The sequence below is a fragment of the Vibrio sp. Isolate25 genome, assembly GCF_022398025.1.
Lineage (GTDB): Bacteria > Pseudomonadota > Gammaproteobacteria > Enterobacterales > Vibrionaceae > Vibrio > Vibrio coralliilyticus_A.
In genome coordinates this window covers 18,746-35,222 of the sequence record NZ_JAKEUT010000015.1, presented here as the reverse complement: position 1 = coordinate 35,222, position 16,477 = coordinate 18,746, and the positions used below count along the sequence as shown (strand labels likewise).

General features: G+C 45.3%; 15 protein-coding genes. All 15 read left to right on the top strand.

The genetic code is table 11. The features are described 5' to 3' along the window. Positions 1–17 precede the first annotated feature (17 nt). The gene (locus tag L1D15_RS18910; RefSeq protein WP_239876690.1) at positions 18–314 is read left to right on the top strand and encodes an MSHA biogenesis protein MshK; all 297 of its coding nucleotides are present in this window, start codon (positions 18–20) and stop codon (positions 312–314) included. A gap of 15 nt (positions 315–329) precedes the next feature. Next, a complete protein-coding gene (gene mshL / locus L1D15_RS18905; RefSeq protein WP_239871341.1) occupies positions 330–1,961 on the top strand; it encodes a pilus (MSHA type) biogenesis protein MshL in 1,632 nt (543 codons plus the stop codon). A 6-nt stretch (positions 1,962–1,967) separates the two neighbouring features. Then, positions 1,968–2,813: an AAA family ATPase gene (locus L1D15_RS18900; protein ID WP_239876689.1), complete on the top strand. Its 846-nt coding sequence runs from the start codon at positions 1,968–1,970 to the stop codon at positions 2,811–2,813. Beyond that, entirely contained in the window at positions 2,810–3,847 is a 1,038-nt protein-coding gene (locus L1D15_RS18895) for a tetratricopeptide repeat protein (protein WP_239876688.1), read from the top strand. Before L1D15_RS18900 ends, L1D15_RS18895 begins: the two co-directional genes overlap by 4 nt. Continuing rightward, positions 3,837–5,561: a type II/IV secretion system protein gene (locus L1D15_RS18890; RefSeq protein ID WP_239876687.1), complete on the top strand. Its 1,725-nt coding sequence runs from the start codon at positions 3,837–3,839 to the stop codon at positions 5,559–5,561. Before L1D15_RS18895 ends, L1D15_RS18890 begins: the two co-directional genes overlap by 11 nt. A gap of 8 nt (positions 5,562–5,569) precedes the next feature. Next, positions 5,570–6,790: a type II secretion system F family protein gene (locus L1D15_RS18885; RefSeq protein ID WP_239836346.1), complete on the top strand. Its 1,221-nt coding sequence runs from the start codon at positions 5,570–5,572 to the stop codon at positions 6,788–6,790. Between the two features lies 1 nt (position 6,791). Then, the gene (locus L1D15_RS18880) at positions 6,792–7,253 is read left to right on the top strand and encodes an MSHA biogenesis protein MshF (protein ID WP_239835114.1); all 462 of its coding nucleotides are present in this window, start codon (positions 6,792–6,794) and stop codon (positions 7,251–7,253) included. Positions 7,254–7,330: 77 nt separating this feature from the next. Next, positions 7,331–7,906, top strand: coding sequence for a prepilin-type N-terminal cleavage/methylation domain-containing protein (locus L1D15_RS18875; protein ID WP_239871326.1), 576 nt, complete (start codon positions 7,331–7,333; stop codon positions 7,904–7,906). Positions 7,907–7,940: 34 nt separating this feature from the next. Further along, a complete protein-coding gene (locus tag L1D15_RS22075) occupies positions 7,941–8,387 on the top strand; it encodes a type II secretion system protein (RefSeq protein ID WP_275658439.1) in 447 nt (148 codons plus the stop codon). Positions 8,388–8,546: 159 nt separating this feature from the next. Then, on the top strand, positions 8,547–9,044 hold the full coding sequence (locus L1D15_RS18865; RefSeq protein WP_239876686.1) for a type II secretion system protein: 498 nt from the start codon (positions 8,547–8,549) through the stop codon (positions 9,042–9,044). Beyond that, on the top strand, positions 9,022–9,588 hold the full coding sequence (locus L1D15_RS18860) for a prepilin-type N-terminal cleavage/methylation domain-containing protein (RefSeq protein WP_239876685.1): 567 nt from the start codon (positions 9,022–9,024) through the stop codon (positions 9,586–9,588). The genes L1D15_RS18865 and L1D15_RS18860 overlap by 23 nt, the downstream gene beginning before the upstream one ends. Beyond that, positions 9,588–10,361 (top strand): type II secretion system protein, encoded by a 774-nt coding sequence (locus L1D15_RS18855; protein ID WP_239876684.1) that lies wholly within the window; start codon positions 9,588–9,590, stop codon positions 10,359–10,361. The genes L1D15_RS18860 and L1D15_RS18855 overlap by 1 nt, the downstream gene beginning before the upstream one ends. Further along, positions 10,333–10,761 carry an MSHA biogenesis protein MshP gene (locus L1D15_RS18850; RefSeq protein WP_239876683.1) on the top strand — a complete coding sequence of 143 codons (429 nt, stop codon included), beginning with the start codon at positions 10,333–10,335 and terminating at the stop codon, positions 10,759–10,761. The genes L1D15_RS18855 and L1D15_RS18850 overlap by 29 nt, the downstream gene beginning before the upstream one ends. Next, complete coding sequence (locus L1D15_RS18845) at positions 10,751–15,256, top strand: DUF6701 domain-containing protein (RefSeq protein ID WP_239876682.1); 4,506 nt, start codon at positions 10,751–10,753, stop codon at positions 15,254–15,256. The genes L1D15_RS18850 and L1D15_RS18845 overlap by 11 nt, the downstream gene beginning before the upstream one ends. Before the next feature lie 154 nt (positions 15,257–15,410). Then, positions 15,411–16,454: a rod shape-determining protein gene (locus L1D15_RS18840; protein WP_004747218.1), complete on the top strand. Its 1,044-nt coding sequence runs from the start codon at positions 15,411–15,413 to the stop codon at positions 16,452–16,454. Positions 16,455–16,477: the final 23 nt, after the last annotated feature.

Here is a 16,477-nt window from a genome sequence, read left to right as displayed (position 1 = left end):
GCATTATGGTAATTTTGATGGCTTACTCATCGATACTCCTCGCTTCGCAGGACCCGACAGCCCCATTGGGTTGGCAAAAGCCACAAGAGGCTAAGCCTGCCTCTAAGATAACTGACCAACCCGTTCCGATGCTGCAAAGTATCGTTTGCCAAGAGATTGCACAATGTCAGGCCGTTCTGAACAATCAAGTGGCATTAGTAGGAGAAACGGTTAATGGTTACACCGTGAGTTACATTGGGCCGGAGCTTGTTACGCTAGTCAAAGCGGGCAAGCAGTGGAAGTTAGAGCTATTTACTCTGGATATAAAACAGTAAGGTGATTGGAATCGTATGCGTAAACTCGTTGTAGCAATTACTGTTGCGTCATTAGTCGGTTGTTCTATGGGCCATCGTGAGCCAGTGGAAGCTAAAGATGCGCTCAATGAAGCGATTAATCAATCAGGCAGCCGCAGTTTAGATGAACTACCACCTTCTGTTGAAGCAGACCTAATGCCTGACCTAGAGGGGGCAGCAAGCACCACCTTTGAAACAGTAAAGCGCTTTAGAATCCAAGCCAATGATGTTGATGCTAAAGCTTTTTTTGCTAGTTTGGTTAGAGGAACGGAATTTAGTGTTGCTTTGCACCCAGAAGTATCAGGCAGTATCACAGTCAATTTAACGGATGTGACATTGGACGAAGTGTTGTCTGTGGTGCAAGACCTTTATGGCTATCAAATTGAAACAACAGGGAAAGTTATCCAGATATACCCAGCAGGGCTAAGAACAGTGACTATCCCGGTTGATTACTTACAATTTAAACGTAGCGGTCGCTCGCTGACCTCCATCACCACAGGCACCATCACTAACAGTAGCTCTTCCAGTTCGTCATCTTCCAGTTCGGATTCGGATACTTCCAGCTCGGGCAGCTCGAGTACCACTTCCTCAAAAGGAGGGACGGAAATTGAAACCACCAGTGAAAGTGACTTTTGGCCTCAGTTAGAACAAGCGGTGAGTCAGCTGATTGGTTCTGGTCAAGGGCAAAGTGTGGTGACTACCCCACAGGCTGGTGTGATCACGATTCGAGCTTTCCCTGATGAAATCCGGGAAGTGAAAAGCTTTATTGGGGTTTCACAGCAAAGACTACATCGACAAGTGATCCTAGAAGCGAAAATCTTGGAAGTGACGTTGAGTGATGGCTACCAGCAAGGGATCGATTGGTCGAAGGCATTTACTTCGAATGGGACTAACTACACGATTGGTCAAGGAAACCCTGGGACAGCAGCTACATTACCTGGTTTGGATGCGATAGGGACTTTGCTAGGAGGTCAGTCCAACTTAGTCATCTCTAGCGGCAGTTTTGATGCCGTTATTAGCTTTATGTCGACTCAAGGTGACTTGAATGTACTTTCTAGCCCTCGAGTGACGGCTTCGAATAACCAAAAAGCGGTGATCAAAGTCGGTACGGACAGTTACTTTGTGACGGACTTTTCGACGAACGTCGATTCCGGCAGTACAACATCGACAACCAGCACGGATATTGAATTAACGCCGTTCTTCTCAGGGATCTCTCTTGATGTGACCCCCCAGATTGACAATGATGGCAGTGTGCTTTTGCATGTTCATCCCGCGGTTATTGATGTGACAGAAGAAGAAAAAAACATTACCAATGGCTCGGATACGGTTTCTTTACCGCTGGCGACCAGCTCTATTCGCGAGTCGGACTCTGTGATTCGTGCTCAAGATGGGGATGTGGTTGTCATCGGAGGTTTGATGAAGTCAAATACTCTAGAGCGAACTTCCAAAGTGCCATTCCTTGGTGATGTGCCGGCATTGGGTCACTTGTTCCGCAATACCACGCAGTACACTGAGAAAACTGAATTAGTGATCTTACTTAAACCTACCGTTGTGGGGGTAAATACGTGGCAAAAAGAGCTCGAAAGATCTAGAGATTTACTTCAGGAATGGTTCCCTGATGAGCAATAATCGCCTATGTATTTGGAGCATTTTGGATTAACTCAGTTTCCATTTCACTTAACCCCGAACACTGAATTGTTCTTAGGGTTGGAGCCTCATTATGAGGCGATTCAGACGGTTCAATCCGCGATAGAAATGGGAGAAGGTCTGATCAAGATCACCGGAGAGGTAGGAACCGGAAAAACCATGGTGTGCCGGATCTTGGTGAACCAACTGAGTCAGGCCGTTCAGCTTGTTTACCTACCTAACCCTGCTCTGAGCGGTGATGAACTCAGGCGAGCCATTGCGACTGAGCTCGAAGTTAGCATCACTGCAGACACAACGCTGGTCGAGGATATTCAAGCTAAACTTATAGAGTTTGCGCGAAATGGCTCTCAGGTGGTGGTATTTGTGGATGAAGCGCAAGCCTTAAGCGATGAAGCGCTGGAAGTATTACGTTTATTTGGCAACTTAGAGACGGAATACCATAAGCTGATACAAATTGTCTTGCTGGGTCAGCCTGAGTTGGATGAGCGATTAGAGCAGCATCACCTGCGCCAACTTAGGCAGCGTATTACTTTTAGTGCACGGCTAAGAACGCTGACGGTTTCTGAAGTGGTGGCGTACATCGACAATCGATTAGAAAAGTCCGGTGGGGAAGTAGATATCTTCACGGTTAATCAGAAAAAAGCCATTTGGAAAGCGAGCCGAGGTATTCCGAGGTTGATCAATCAAATCTGCCATAAGTGTTTGGTTCTGGCGTGTAGTCAAGATGAACTGACTGTCAGCAACCAACAGTTGTTTAATGCTATCCATGATACGTATGACAGCTGCAAACCAAAATTTAGAATCCCGTTAATTTGGGGCTGGAGTTTATCATGAGTGCTATTAACAATGCGCTTTCTGAACTAGCCGATAATCAGTCAACTAAGCCAGAGCAAGTGGTTAAAGCGAACGTAAAACCTGTGAAACAACTTAAGGTTTTGCCTTGGGTGGTAGGCAGCTTTGGCTTAAGTTTAGCGGTCGGGGGATGGGCTCTTTCAAGTCAGACTCCAGTTATTGATCCTCAACCTTTGCCCGCCGTCGGAGTTGAGAAAGCGAATGAACCTATTTCCTCACCGACATCGAAATCATCGGTAAGTAGCGACACTATTTATCTTTCACAGCCTCGTCTGGTCAGTCAATTGAATCCTCTCACCCATGAAGTAGAGGCAGCAAAAGCAAGCGTTGAGCCTGAACCGACAACAATAAAAGAGGCTAGCATTGCTGCTCCTTCAGTGAAAGTGGCTCAGGGGCAAGTTGTCATTCAACAAGTGGAGTTGTCTCCTGCTCAGTTAGCAAAGAAAGCGCAAAGTCGAGCGAAAAAAGCACTGGATAACAATAACCTGACTGAAGCACTTAAGCATTACCAAGAAGCGCTGCGTTATGCGCCTGATAACGTTAAATATCGTAAAAAGCTATCTGCACTTTATTACGGTAAAGGAGAGGTCCGTAAGGCGGTCGATATTTTACGTAAAGGCATTCAAATTGATAAAGAAGAGAGTGCTCTGCGGATGTCGTTAGCTAAACTGCTCATCAAAGAGCAGCAAAATGAAGCGGCTTTAACGGCTTTGGTGCATGTGCCTCAAGAGGCACCGGTAGAGTATTTATCTCTTCGAGCAGCGTTAGCTCAGAAATCGAAACAAGATGACATTGCACTCAGTAGCTATCAGAGTTTAGTGACGCTGGAACCTGATAGTGGGCGATGGTGGCTTGGTTTAGGTATTCAACAAGAACGGGCTTTGAACTTAGCCAAAGCCGAAGAAGCCTACCAGCAAGCTTTAACTAAGCTGGGGTTATCCAGTCAGTCGCAGCAGTTTATTCGTGACCGTTTATCCCTTATCAGCCGTTTAAAGGAGCAGCCAGATGCAAATTAAACTTAGGAAGCGTCTTGGTGATTTGCTCGTCGAAGAAGGGATTATTACTGAGTCTCAAGTCGAAGAGGCGCTAGCGGCACAGAAAAGCACGGGCAGAAAACTGGGAGCAACTCTGATTGAGCTCGGCTTCTTAACGGAACATCAAATGCTGACTTTCCTTTCTCAGCAGCTTGACGTCCCTCTCATTGACCTGAGCCGTGCAAATGTTGATGCCGACGCGGTACAGCTACTGCCCGAAGTACATGCCCGTCGTTTGAGGACTTTGGTTATTGGGCGCCAAGGGGATACGCTAAGAGTCGCTATGAGTGATCCGGCGGATCTTTTTGCCCAAGAAGCGTTACTGGGTCAGTTACCTAACTACAGTATCGAATTTGTTATTGCGCCAGAAAAACAACTGGTGGATGGCTTTGACCGTTATTACCGACGAACCAAAGAAATTGCTTCTTTTGCTGAGCAACTTCAGGCTGAGCATCAGGTCAATGAAGCGTTTGACTTCAGTATTGAGGATGAAGACAGTGACGAAGTTACAGTTGTAAAACTGATTAACTCGTTATTTGAAGATGCCATTCAAGTTGGTGCTTCAGATATTCATATTGAGCCTGATGCCAATGTGCTGCGTTTGCGTCAGCGTATTGATGGTGTGTTACACGAGACCTTACTGAATGAAGTTAATGTTGCTCCGGCTTTGGTACTGCGCCTCAAGCTAATGGCTAACTTGGACATTTCCGAAAAACGCTTACCACAAGATGGACGCTTCAATATACGTGCTAAAGGTCAGTCGGTCGATATTCGTATGTCAACCATGCCTGTCCAGCATGGTGAATCAGTGGTGATGCGTCTTCTCAACCAGTCTACAGGGGTGAGAAAGCTTGAAGAGTCAGGTATTCCGGACCATTTATTGGTTCGTCTAAGACGGCAGCTTCGCCGCCCGCACGGCATGATATTGGTGACGGGGCCAACAGGCTCAGGTAAAACCACCACGTTATATGGTGCCTTGAGTGAACTGAACGAACCTGGTAAGAAAATTATTACCGCAGAAGACCCGGTAGAATACCGCTTACCGCGTGTTAACCAAGTGCAGGTGAACCCTAAAATTGACCTCGATTTCTCCACCATCCTGAGAACCTTCCTTCGTCAGGATCCAGATATCATTCTAGTTGGGGAGATGCGTGATCAAGAAACGGTTGAAATTGGCTTACGTGCGGCGCTGACGGGCCACTTGGTATTGAGTACTTTGCATACTAATGATGCGGTGGATAGTGCGCTTCGGATGATGGATATGGGAGCTCCGGGTTACTTGGTAGCCAGTGCCGTTCGAGCAGTGGTTGCCCAGCGTCTAGTTCGTAAGGTTTGCCCTGACTGTAAAACGGATGATGATGTGGAAGACGCACGTAGACAGTGGCTAGCGCAACGTTTCCCAAACCAAGAACAAGCGACTTTTGTTAAAGGGCGTGGATGCCAAAACTGTAACCTGACTGGTTATCAGGGTCGTATCGGTGTCTTTGAAATGCTGGAACTTGAACAGGATATGATGGATAAGCTACGAGCTAATGATGCTGTGGGTTTCTCCATCGTTGCTCGTCAGTCGGCAAGTTATAAACCTCTGCTTGCCTCTGCTATGGAGCTTGCTTTACAGGGGATCGTTAGCTTAGACGAAGTGATGAATCTTGGAGAAGGCGATGCTTCTGGCTCTGTTGAAGCTATCTACTTATAGGGAGAATGATGCCAGTATTTAGCTATCAGGGACGTAATCTGGATGGTTCAGCTGCGGCTGGGCAGGTTGAAGCGCCCAATGAAGAGGCGGCGGCTGAATCGCTTATCAATAAAGGTGTCATTCCTACCGCTATTACACAGGGTTCAGGCGGCAGCTCTTTTGATATTGATCTCCGCTCGATATTTAAACCCTCGATCCCTTTGGAAGTGCTGGTGATTTTCTGTCGTCAGTTATACAGCTTGACCAAAGCCGGTGTTCCTTTGCTGCGTTCAATGAAAGGCTTGACGCAAAATAGCGCTAATAAGCAGTTAAAAGAGGCACTAGAAGAAGTAACACAAGAGTTGACTAATGGACGAAGCTTGTCGGCATCCATGCAGATGCATTCTAAGGTCTTTAGCCCTTTATTTGTTTCTATGATCAATGTGGGGGAAAACACTGGTCGATTGGATCAGGCTTTGATGCAACTGGCTAACTACTATGAGCAGGAAGTGGAGACGCGAAAGCGGATTAAAACGGCAATGCGATACCCCACTTTTGTGATCAGTTTCATTGTCGTGGCGTTGTTTATCCTTAATGTAAAGGTTATCCCACAGTTCGCTAGCATGTTTTCTCGTTTTGGCGTCGATTTGCCCTTACCTACTCGAATTATCATTGCGACATCCGATTTCTTTGTGAACTATTGGGCATTTATGTTGGCTGGAATCGTGAGTCTGATCTTTGCATTCAAAGCTTGGGTCAAGACAGCCAAAGGCCAAGAACGTTGGGACAAGTTTCGCTTGCGTATGCCGATCATTGGTGATCTGGTAAATCGTGCCCAGCTGGCGCGCTTTTCCCGTACGTTTGCTCTGATGTTGAAGGCAGGTGTTCCACTTAACCAATCACTCGCTCTGTCCGCAGAAGCGCTTGAAAATAGATATCTAGAAAATCGTCTGTTGGAGATGAAATCTTCGATTGAAGCAGGTGGAACGATCTCATCGACAGCGAGCAACAGTCAGGTATTTACCCCTTTGGTTCTGCAGATGTTGTCGGTGGGAGAAGAAACCGGTCGGATTGACGAGCTTTTGCTTGAAGCCGCTGATTTTTATGATCGTGAAGTCGATTATGATTTGAAAACACTGACGGCACGAATTGAGCCTATATTATTAGTAGTGGTTGCGGGCATGGTATTAATACTTGCATTGGGTATATTCCTGCCAATGTGGGGCATGTTAGACGCAATTCAAGGTTAATATGTCGAGTAATATTGAACGCTCTAGATTCGTTGTTTGGTTGTTGGTCATCATTATTCTAATACTGAGCTTTGTTCTGATAATCGAGAAATTAGAAGAAGATGTTGATGATGCTGCATTTTTACTGGCGAGTAAAAGAATGATAGAAAGAGCGAGCTTCTATAAGCAGCAATGGATGTTGAATGGCCAACGAGAGCACTTAGTGGTAGATACTGAAAACCTTTTGTTTTCAAAGCATGGTTGGGTTATCCCAAACCGTGAACAGAGTAGAACAGCATGTGAGAGTTGGTTTTCGTTATTATATCCAGAACAAAGAGTGTTAGGGGTAGCACCGTCTAAAGTTGTGGAGCGTTCTGAATTAAATAATTATCGATGTGAGTATATTTTTAATTATGGAAAGTCGATTCATATACAGCTCGTGGATAATAATTTTACCGTGAGTGTCGGCTTCTCGGCCAAGTGATTATATTGACGTATTTGCGATAGCTATATTGCGGATATTTCGTATAATATGTTGTAGTAAATAGCGAGTTTATCATTATGCATAATAAGCAGTTCGGTTTTTCGTTAGTTGAGCTTGTTGTTGTCATTGTTGTGGTTGGTCTATTAGCGGTTGCTGCTTTGCCGCGCTTTTTAGATGTTACTGATGAAGCGAAAAAGGCTAGCGTGGAAGGTGTGGCTGGTGGCTTTGCTACTGGCGTGTTATCCGCTCGTGCGCAATGGGAAGCAGAGGCTCGTCCCTCGGTGACAGTCAACACTGAAACGTATAATCGAGTTGATTATGATGGTGTGGATTTTTGGCTGACTCGCGCGCAAAACGGCAGTAATGCGGATACTGGCTTTCGAGACGGATACCCCTATGGTTTAAACACCGATAATGTGAGTTTTCCAACCAGCTTAACTGACCAGATGTGTATTGACTTGATGAATAACTTATTACAAAACCCACCAAGTGTTGATACAGTATCGAATGCAAACACCAATGGAAATATAAAATATTCAGCACAGGCTGATGACTCAAATGACACTTGTACCTATATTCAACAAGAAGGTGGTACGGATCATCAGTTTGTTTATGAGATTAAAACAGGTCGTGTGACCGTAACCTTGCAGTAGTACTGCGGACATTTAACACAGAGAGATTGAGACTATGAAAAAACAAGGCGGTTTCACCCTAATCGAATTGGTCGTGGTGATTGTTATTCTAGGTATTCTGGCAGTGACTGCAGCACCTCGTTTTCTTAACCTGCAAGATGATGCTCGTTCAGCAGCTGCTCAGGGGTTGCGAGGAGCGATGAATGGTGCTAATGGAATTGTATATGGTAAGGCGTCGATTGACGGTGTTGAAACGGAAGCTGATTCCTCAGTTACAGTTAATGGCACAACAGTAGCTACTGTATACGGTTACCCAGCGGCAACATCGACTGCTTTGCATGCAGTAATCAGTGGCTTAGAAGATGATTGGACTATTGTGAGTGGAGCTTCTGCTGGTATTGGCTTTGGTTTCAGTGACAGCAATTCTGCTTGTTATGTTCAATACCAAGCAGCTGCTTCCAGTGTAGCCCAGCCAACGATTACTTTGCAGAACTGTAACTAAGTCTGTTCATTTTGAAGGCCAGCATTGCTGGCCTTTTTCTTTAAGCCACTCTACTTCTATTCCATTTCTAAATACCTTCTCAAAACTCACACAAATTCCCTCATCAATAGCCTTTCTAATTTATAATCAAATAAGAAAAATTAACTACTTAGGTATGCTATGAAAGTTAAGCGTGATCGAGGATTTACACTCATTGAACTGATCATGGTTATTGTTCTGCTGGCGGTTGTCTCTGTTTATGCGGCCAGCCGATATTTCGGCAAAAGTAGCTTCGATGCCCAATTAATGGAAGAGGCAGTATTATCTTCGCTGCGCTTAACTCAGCTAAGAGCAATGAATCGTAGTAATTTGTGTGGTAGATGGATTCTGAGTGGAAACCAAGCCATTGATATGGCAGCTTCAATAACTTCTGGAGCCTGCAATACTGTTTTCCCAGGTGACACCAGTGACAGCAGCTTTGTCGATGCTGAGGTCGAGGATGTGTCCATAACACTCGATTCCAGCTCCCAAGGGTTTATTGATTTTGACAGTCTAGGTCGTCCTTCGCAGTGTTCAACTAATGCTTGTACTGTGACTATTCAGGGCCAATCTGGCACCAGCCGATTTATTTGTATCAATTCAGAAGGTGGTATTTTTGCAAATCCGACAAGTTGCTAAAAAAAAAGGTTTTTCACTGTTAGAAATGGTGGTGGTGATCGTGATTATTGGCATCGCAATCGGTGGTGTCTCGATAGCCCTTTTTCCTAAAGGTAAGCAAAGTGCCGACCAGGTTGCGTCAGTTAAAGCTGCTGAGCTTGGGCGTGCAGTATTGGACGAAGTATTAGGGCGCCATTTTGATCAGAATTCTGGGCCGAATGGAGGAGTACCTGAATGCGTCATTGTTGCTCAGGCTGATCGAGTGTTATGTACTTCGGCGGCGAACCTTGGATCGGATTCCGGAGAGTCGGATAAAACGCTCTACAATGATGTCGATGACTTTGATGGGCTGAATGGAGCGGCTCAAGATGTGTTGGGTAATAGCATCGATGATGGCTACCAAGGCTATAATATTGCGATTACGGTTTTTTATGAGCAGGAAGTCGGCGGAACAATGCAAGGCGTAGAATCGATCGCAATGACAAACTACAAGAGAATCAACGTCACTATTACCGATCGGCAGGGAAATACCTATCCCTTCGCGGCGACCAAAGGGAATTTTTGATGCGTGGTTTTACTCTGATTGAGATGGTGGTGTCTATTACTTTACTCGGTATAGTCGGCTTGTTTGTGGGGGAAGTGGTGCGTCAGTCATTAGTGCTTTATTCCGACTCTGCAAATAGAGAAGCGCTAATTCAACAAGGGCGGTTTGCCACAGAAAGGCTACGTCGAGAAATTCGTGAAGCGATCCCTAACAGCGTCGTGGTTGAAAATAACTGCATTGAAATTCTGCCGATTACCAACAGTGCTATTTATATGGATCTTCCTACCCCTTCCTCCGCCTCTGCGTCGATCAGAGTATTACCTGTGGTCAAAAGTATTACCGCGGGTGAGCGTGTTGTTGTTTACCCAACGGATGCCTCTGAGCTAAGAAAAACGATTGATGGCACCGGCCAAATTGCTGAAGTGAGAAGTGATGTTGATTTTACGGCCAGTGGCGCTACGTCTTCTATGGTAGATGTTGATCTGACAGTAAGCACAGGTTTTACGACCTTCAGCCCTGCTGAACGCCTGTATTTCTATCAAGAGCCAGTCGCATTTTGCTTGGTTGGCAATGAGCTAATGCGTTATTCGGGCTATGATCTAGGTAGGGCTTCTCTAACACCAGCGTTGTTGGGTAGTGGTGTTCGAGTTGCTGGAAATCTTAACCAAGTGAATTTTTTGGTCTCAGAACCTCAATTGCAACGAAATGGCTTGGTAAAAATGGAGTTAACATTCTCTGATAATGGAGAGCAGATAAGGTTTGATCATGATGCGCTTATCTACAACACGCCGTAGACAACAGGGCAGTGGATTGTTACTGGTTATCTTCATCATTGTGGTGGTGGTGGGGTTTATGGCGGCTATTGCCAATAGAAACCAAGAGCGTAGCAGTGATCAGCTTATTGCCGCAGTGATAGGCACAAGAGCGGAAATGGCGGCACGCTCAGCCGCTCAGATAGAAATCAGTCGCTTTTACCAACCCGTAACGGATGGCAGTTGTCAGCTTGGGGTTCAACAAACAATTAATTTTAATGGCGGCGGCCTATCTCAGTGCTCAGCAACGGTCACATGCTCGTCTTTAGGAAAATTGGATAATAATGTAGAAGTCTTTCAGCTTGTTTCTACCGGGCAGTGTCAGGTTGGGACTTGGCAGTTACAAAGAGTGATAGAAGTGGGAGTACGTAATGATGCCTAGACTGATTTTCATCTTGGTGGCCTTGTTATCTACTCCTACTGTGGCTCAGGAGTATGTGTTATCGCAAACCCCTGCTCAGCGCAGTTTACCCCCCTGTTCCTCGGGTAATTGGTCTTTATCATTTAACTCAGGAACGGATACCTACCTTTGTCAAAATGGTAAGGTGGATCTTTCTTCTAATGACACTATCCGTGCTACTGATAATTCAATATTAAGTGCAGATGATGGTTTTAGCTTCGATGGTGGCAATACTGTCGGGAATGCTACTTATACCATTGATCTCGAAGCAAACTATGGTTCATTTGATTGGTCGGAAAGTAACAATACGCTTTATGGGCGTTTTGACGCAGATAGTACGACTGTATCGCTCGAAGATGTTGAGATGACCGGTGGGATAATCACTGGTGGCGATATCGTTCTTGAAGATAGCGATATTGGTGGAGCTGTACGGTCTGATAATAACAAAGTTGAACTTAAAGGCACCGAAGTTACCGGCAGTGTTTATGCTAATGGTGATATCACTATTGAAGAGTCCTCTAAGGTGACGGGCAGTGTTACTACGCCAAATAACAAAGTGACAGTAAAAGAGTCTGAAGTCGTGGGTGATATTGAATCCAATGGCGACCTTACTATAGAAGATTCTAATATCACGGGTGATTTAACGTCTTCAAACAATAAAGTCACAGTCAAGGACTCAGATGTATACGGTGAGGTGAATGCTAATGGAGAAATTACGATAGAAGGTTCAGTCGTAATTGGAGACATCACCAGTACCAATAACCATATAAAACTAGAAGATGGCTCAGAAGTTATCGGTGATGTTACCGCAGGGCAGCCTAACTGGGGAACCGTTTATGTTAATGATGGCAGTACCGTTGATGGGACATGCTTATACCAGCAATCTCCAGCAAACTCTTGTGGGGTCACCCCTTTACCTGATCCAATTGCTAAATATCATCTTGAAGAATCTACTTGGAATGGTACGGCTAACGAAGTGCAAGATGAGTCTGGTAATAACTTACATGGACGAGCAGTTAATGGTGCTTTAACAGCGACCTCTACTCCCGCATTGCCAGCAATTGATAATATGGGAACGTGTGGGTATGGCTATTTTGAGCATGATAGTAACCAATATGTAGAAGTGGCGGACAATAATCTACTCGATCTTAATAAGACCTTAACGGTATCTGCGTGGATTTATCCGACTAGTAAGCCAAACTCGGGGTTATTTAGTATCTTTTCGAAGGATACGAACTTTGAACTTCATCTTGATTCTAATCGAAGGATATATTGGTGGTGGCAGGAAAAAAATAGCTCTACCCGTAACTTAACCAGTAGCTCAACTGTTCCCCTTAATGATTGGACCTTTGTAACCATTCGATATGATTCTAAAAAATCAAAAGCGAGTTTGTTCATTAATGGCGAGCTGAGAGCGAGTCGAAGTTCAAACCAAAATAAGCAATTGCAAACTAACAGTAATCCTTTTCAGATTGGACAAGATCAGAATTATTCGGGGCGAGCATTCGACGGTGCGATTGATGAAGTGCAGATCTTTGATGAGGCACTCACCGAGCAGCAGATTCGTCAGCTTTACCGCCAGCGTCATACATGTGACAACACCCCTACACTGCAGTGTTTCAGCGATGATTTTAGTTCGGGGCCACTCTCTAGCCTTTGGGTCACTTCTACCAGTAGTGGTTCATTCCAGCCAGGTATTGTGAGTAGCCGATTACGCTTTACCCAAGCAGTTCAAAACCAGGCCACTTCATCGACCTATCAACGCTTATTCCCAGCTAAAGATAACTTGGTTGAAATTGAATTTGACCATTTTGCCTACAATGGGTCAGGTGCGGATGGGATTGCAGTTGTACTGTCTGATGCATTAGTAACGCCAAGAGCGGGGGCATTTGGTGGTCCTCTAGGTTATGGATTTAAGACAAATGAACCGGGGTTCGCTGGTGGTTGGCTTGGTGTGGGGCTTGATGAGTATGGTAACTTTTCGAATGAAGGTGGGCAGGGCAGTGACCCAGGACGCCGGCGTCAGTCGGTTGCATTGCGAGGTTCTGGCGTGGATGAAACGGGTTATCGTTATTTAGCGGGGGCTTGTAATAACGGTCAAACCAACCAGAATGGTGATTGCTTATCTCCAACTGTCGATGATAATAACTCTGGAGCAGTACATCGTTATAAGATTGTGGTTGATTCGAGAGTGACGAATGAATCCCAAGTAGAGATCTCACGTAAGATTGGTAATGGTAGCTGGCAATCAATTGTTGGTCCCATTAATGTGTTGGACAGTCAATACAACCAAGCTGCAGTTCCCGACGATTTCTTGCTATCCATTACTGGTTCAACTGGTAGTGTGACTAATATCCATGAAATCGACAACTTCCAAGTTTGTGCGCTGAATTCCCGCCCAATAGAAGATCAAATTGACCATTTCCGTATAACGCATACAGGGCAAGGTGTAACTTGTAACGAATCAGAAGTTACCATCCGAGCATGTAAAGACTCAAGTTGTACAGAAGAATACACAGATACTGTCACGGCAACTCTGTCTCCTGCAACCGTTCCTGGAGGTGGAGGATGGGTTGGTGGCAATGTGAAAACCTTCTCTGGAGGCTCTGGTACTTTTTATATTCGCAAGAATCAGCCAGGCACACTGACATTGGATGTGACAGGTTCTACGCCACCAGCTAAGCCTTTCTCTAGCAATCTGTGTGATGATGGCAGTGGCTTGAGTGAGAATAACTGTGACATGGTTTTTTCTGATAGTGGCTTTGTGATCGATGTGCCTGATAAGTATGGTGCAGAGACTGTGACTGCTACGATTAAAGCGGTTAAGCAAGGTGATAGTGCGACTCAGTGTGTACCTAGTTTTGCTAATGTCACTAAGAGTGTTGACCTATGGAGCCAGTACTTAGACCCTGTTGAAGGGGCTGACTTAATAGGTCAGCCCAAAGTATCGGTAGAAAGCACAGAAATTGGTATTAACGAATCCGATGCCACCAACTTCAACCTAGCCTTTAATAGCTCGGGGCAAGCATCGGTTAGCCTTAACTATGATGATGCAGGGCACATGCAGCTCAATGCTAAATTTAATGGTACTGGTGATGAACAAGGGTTAGAGCTAACAGGGAGTGGCAATTTTATTAGTGCGCCTAAATACCTAACTGTCAGCGCAGAGAATACCTCTGGAGGTACAGGTGTTTGTAGCAGTGCGGATACAAGTTGTAGCGTTTTTGCGAAGGCAGGAGAAAACTTTACTCTTAAAGTCACTGCTTATAATCAAGATGATGAAGTGACGCCCAACTATAAACATAGTGGCATTACCATCACCCATAGTTTGGTTGAGCCCTCAACAGGCAGCACAGGAAGTATCAGCACCACTTCTTACAACCACGTTCCGATTTTGAATGGTACCAATAGTGTTACACAGTCGGTCTCTGAGGTTGGGGTGTTTAATTTTACGGTTGATCCACCAAGCTCATTTTATGGAAAGACGACTAAACCTATCGCCTCAAGCTCTACAGGTAATATCGGGCGCTTTACTCCGGCATATTTTGAGCTTCCGGCGGCGTCTACTGGTATTTTGAATACGCCAGTGCTGCTGGGGGCTTGTTCTCAATTCCCGCAGTTTAGCTATATTGGCCAATCATTTGGTTATTCGACTAACCCTGCATTAATACTAAATCCTAAAGCCGTTGATGGCTCAGATATTGGTAATTATGTTATCGGTAATTGGTGGCGTTACAGTAATAGCTGGGGAAATCGTAACTATATTGCTGATAATGGTTTAACTATTGCTTTAGACCCCACGGCTTCTCCTAGTGTGACGAGAACTCCCTCTGATGAGAACATCATGGTGTTAAATGATGAGATGATTTTCTACACCAAGGAAACGACACCAATTAATCCTTTTACTGCTAGCTTCCAACTGGTATTAACTGCAAGTGATGTGACTGATTCCGATGGCGTTTGCTTGAAGTCCAACGACTCAGGAGCTTGCCAAGGTATTACCTTTGAGAATGTAGATGACACTATGCAGCTTCGTTGGGGGCGTTTGCTTATCAACGACACCTATGGCTCTGAGATAGCAACGGTGAGGCAGCGACTGGAATTACAACACTATCAAAATGATCGCTTTGAAACTAATACCGATGACTCATGCACCAGCTTCGGGGCGATTGGAAACTTTGTATTTACATCAGGGGAATACACGGTTGTGGACAGCGGTAGCCCTACTCAGCCGGAGGTTAATGCTTCACTCGTTTCTGCGACAGCTAGTGATGGTGAGTCTTGGATAGAATTCACCCCACCGGGTTCTGGCAGTTATGGAACGATTACAACTTCTCTCAACGTGAATTCGTTGTTTCCTTGGCTAAGGGATGATGAAGACGGTGATGGCAATTTTGAAAGTACCGCCTCAGGACTGACACAATTTGGTCTCTATCGCGGGAGCGATCGGGTCATTTGGTGGAACGAACAGAATTAGAGACAAGGCGTTTTTTTCGACTTTCGTTAGGAATCTGTTAGAAATTGCGGGTTTCAGCCCATGTTTATAGTTCAATGCCTTGCTGATACGGCAAGGCATTGGTACATTTAGTGCAATTTTCTATCTTCTAATTCTTTCAGGACGAGCGAAGAATATGTTCAAAAAACTTCGTGGCATATTTTCTAATGACCTATCAATCGATTTAGGTACTGCCAACACTCTTATCTACGTCAAGGGACAGGGTATTGTTCTAGACGAGCCTTCAGTAGTCGCTATCCGTCAGGACCGTAACAGAGCAGGCAAAAGCGTCGCTGCTGTCGGTCATGCGGCAAAGCAAATGTTAGGTCGTACTCCAGGTAATATTTCGGCAATTCGTCCTATGAAAGACGGCGTGATTGCGGATTTCTACGTAACAGAAAAAATGCTTCAGCACTTTATTAAACAAGTGCATGACAACAGTGTTCTGAAACCAAGCCCACGTGTTCTTGTATGTGTGCCTTGTGGTTCTACGCAAGTTGAGCGTCGAGCGATTCGTGAGTCAGCGCTTGGTGCCGGTGCTCGTGAAGTGTATTTGATTGATGAGCCAATGGCGGCCGCAATCGGTGCTGGTTTACGTGTTTCTGAGCCGACAGGCTCAATGGTTGTTGATATCGGTGGTGGTACAACAGAAGTCGCAGTCATCTCCCTAAATGGTGTGGTTTACTCGTCTTCCGTTCGTATCGGTGGTGATCGCTTTGACGAAGCCATCATCAACTATGTCCGTCGTAACTACGGTAGTTTGATTGGTGAAGCAACGGCTGAAAAGATCAAACATGAAATCGGTTCCGCTTATCCTGGCGATGAAGTAGAAGAAATCGAAGTTCGCGGCCGCAACCTTGCTGAAGGTGTGCCACGTAGCTTCAGCCTAAACTCCAATGAAATCCTTGAAGCGCTACAAGAGCCGCTGACAGGTATCGTTTCAGCTGTGATGGTTGCGCTGGAGCAGTGTCCACCAGAGCTGGCATCGGATATTTCTGAAAATGGTATGGTTCTTACAGGTGGTGGTGCACTGCTGAAAGATCTTGATCGTCTTCTAACTGAAGAAACGGGTATCCCAGTGGTGATTGCTGAGGATCCACTGACTTGTGTGGCTCGTGGTGGCGGTAAAGCTCTAGAAATGATCGACATGCACGGTGGCGATCTATTCAGTGAAGAATAATTGGGTTGGCCTAGTGATTCGCT

Coding starts and splice junctions, on each gene's coding strand:
- L1D15_RS18910 (WP_239876690.1), top strand. CDS start 18: ATGGCTTACTCATCGATACTCCTCGCTTCGCAGGACCCGACAGCCCCA.
- mshL (WP_239871341.1), top strand. CDS start 330: ATGCGTAAACTCGTTGTAGCAATTACTGTTGCGTCATTAGTCGGTTGT.
- L1D15_RS18900 (WP_239876689.1), top strand. CDS start 1,968: ATGTATTTGGAGCATTTTGGATTAACTCAGTTTCCATTTCACTTAACC.
- L1D15_RS18895 (WP_239876688.1), top strand. CDS start 2,810: ATGAGTGCTATTAACAATGCGCTTTCTGAACTAGCCGATAATCAGTCA.
- L1D15_RS18890 (WP_239876687.1), top strand. CDS start 3,837: ATGCAAATTAAACTTAGGAAGCGTCTTGGTGATTTGCTCGTCGAAGAA.
- L1D15_RS18885 (WP_239836346.1), top strand. CDS start 5,570: ATGCCAGTATTTAGCTATCAGGGACGTAATCTGGATGGTTCAGCTGCG.
- L1D15_RS18880 (WP_239835114.1), top strand. CDS start 6,792: ATGTCGAGTAATATTGAACGCTCTAGATTCGTTGTTTGGTTGTTGGTC.
- L1D15_RS18875 (WP_239871326.1), top strand. CDS start 7,331: ATGCATAATAAGCAGTTCGGTTTTTCGTTAGTTGAGCTTGTTGTTGTC.
- L1D15_RS22075 (WP_275658439.1), top strand. CDS start 7,941: ATGAAAAAACAAGGCGGTTTCACCCTAATCGAATTGGTCGTGGTGATT.
- L1D15_RS18865 (WP_239876686.1), top strand. CDS start 8,547: ATGAAAGTTAAGCGTGATCGAGGATTTACACTCATTGAACTGATCATG.
- L1D15_RS18855 (WP_239876684.1), top strand. CDS start 9,588: ATGCGTGGTTTTACTCTGATTGAGATGGTGGTGTCTATTACTTTACTC.
- L1D15_RS18850 (WP_239876683.1), top strand. CDS start 10,333: ATGATGCGCTTATCTACAACACGCCGTAGACAACAGGGCAGTGGATTG.
- L1D15_RS18845 (WP_239876682.1), top strand. CDS start 10,751: ATGATGCCTAGACTGATTTTCATCTTGGTGGCCTTGTTATCTACTCCT.
- L1D15_RS18840 (WP_004747218.1), top strand. CDS start 15,411: ATGTTCAAAAAACTTCGTGGCATATTTTCTAATGACCTATCAATCGAT.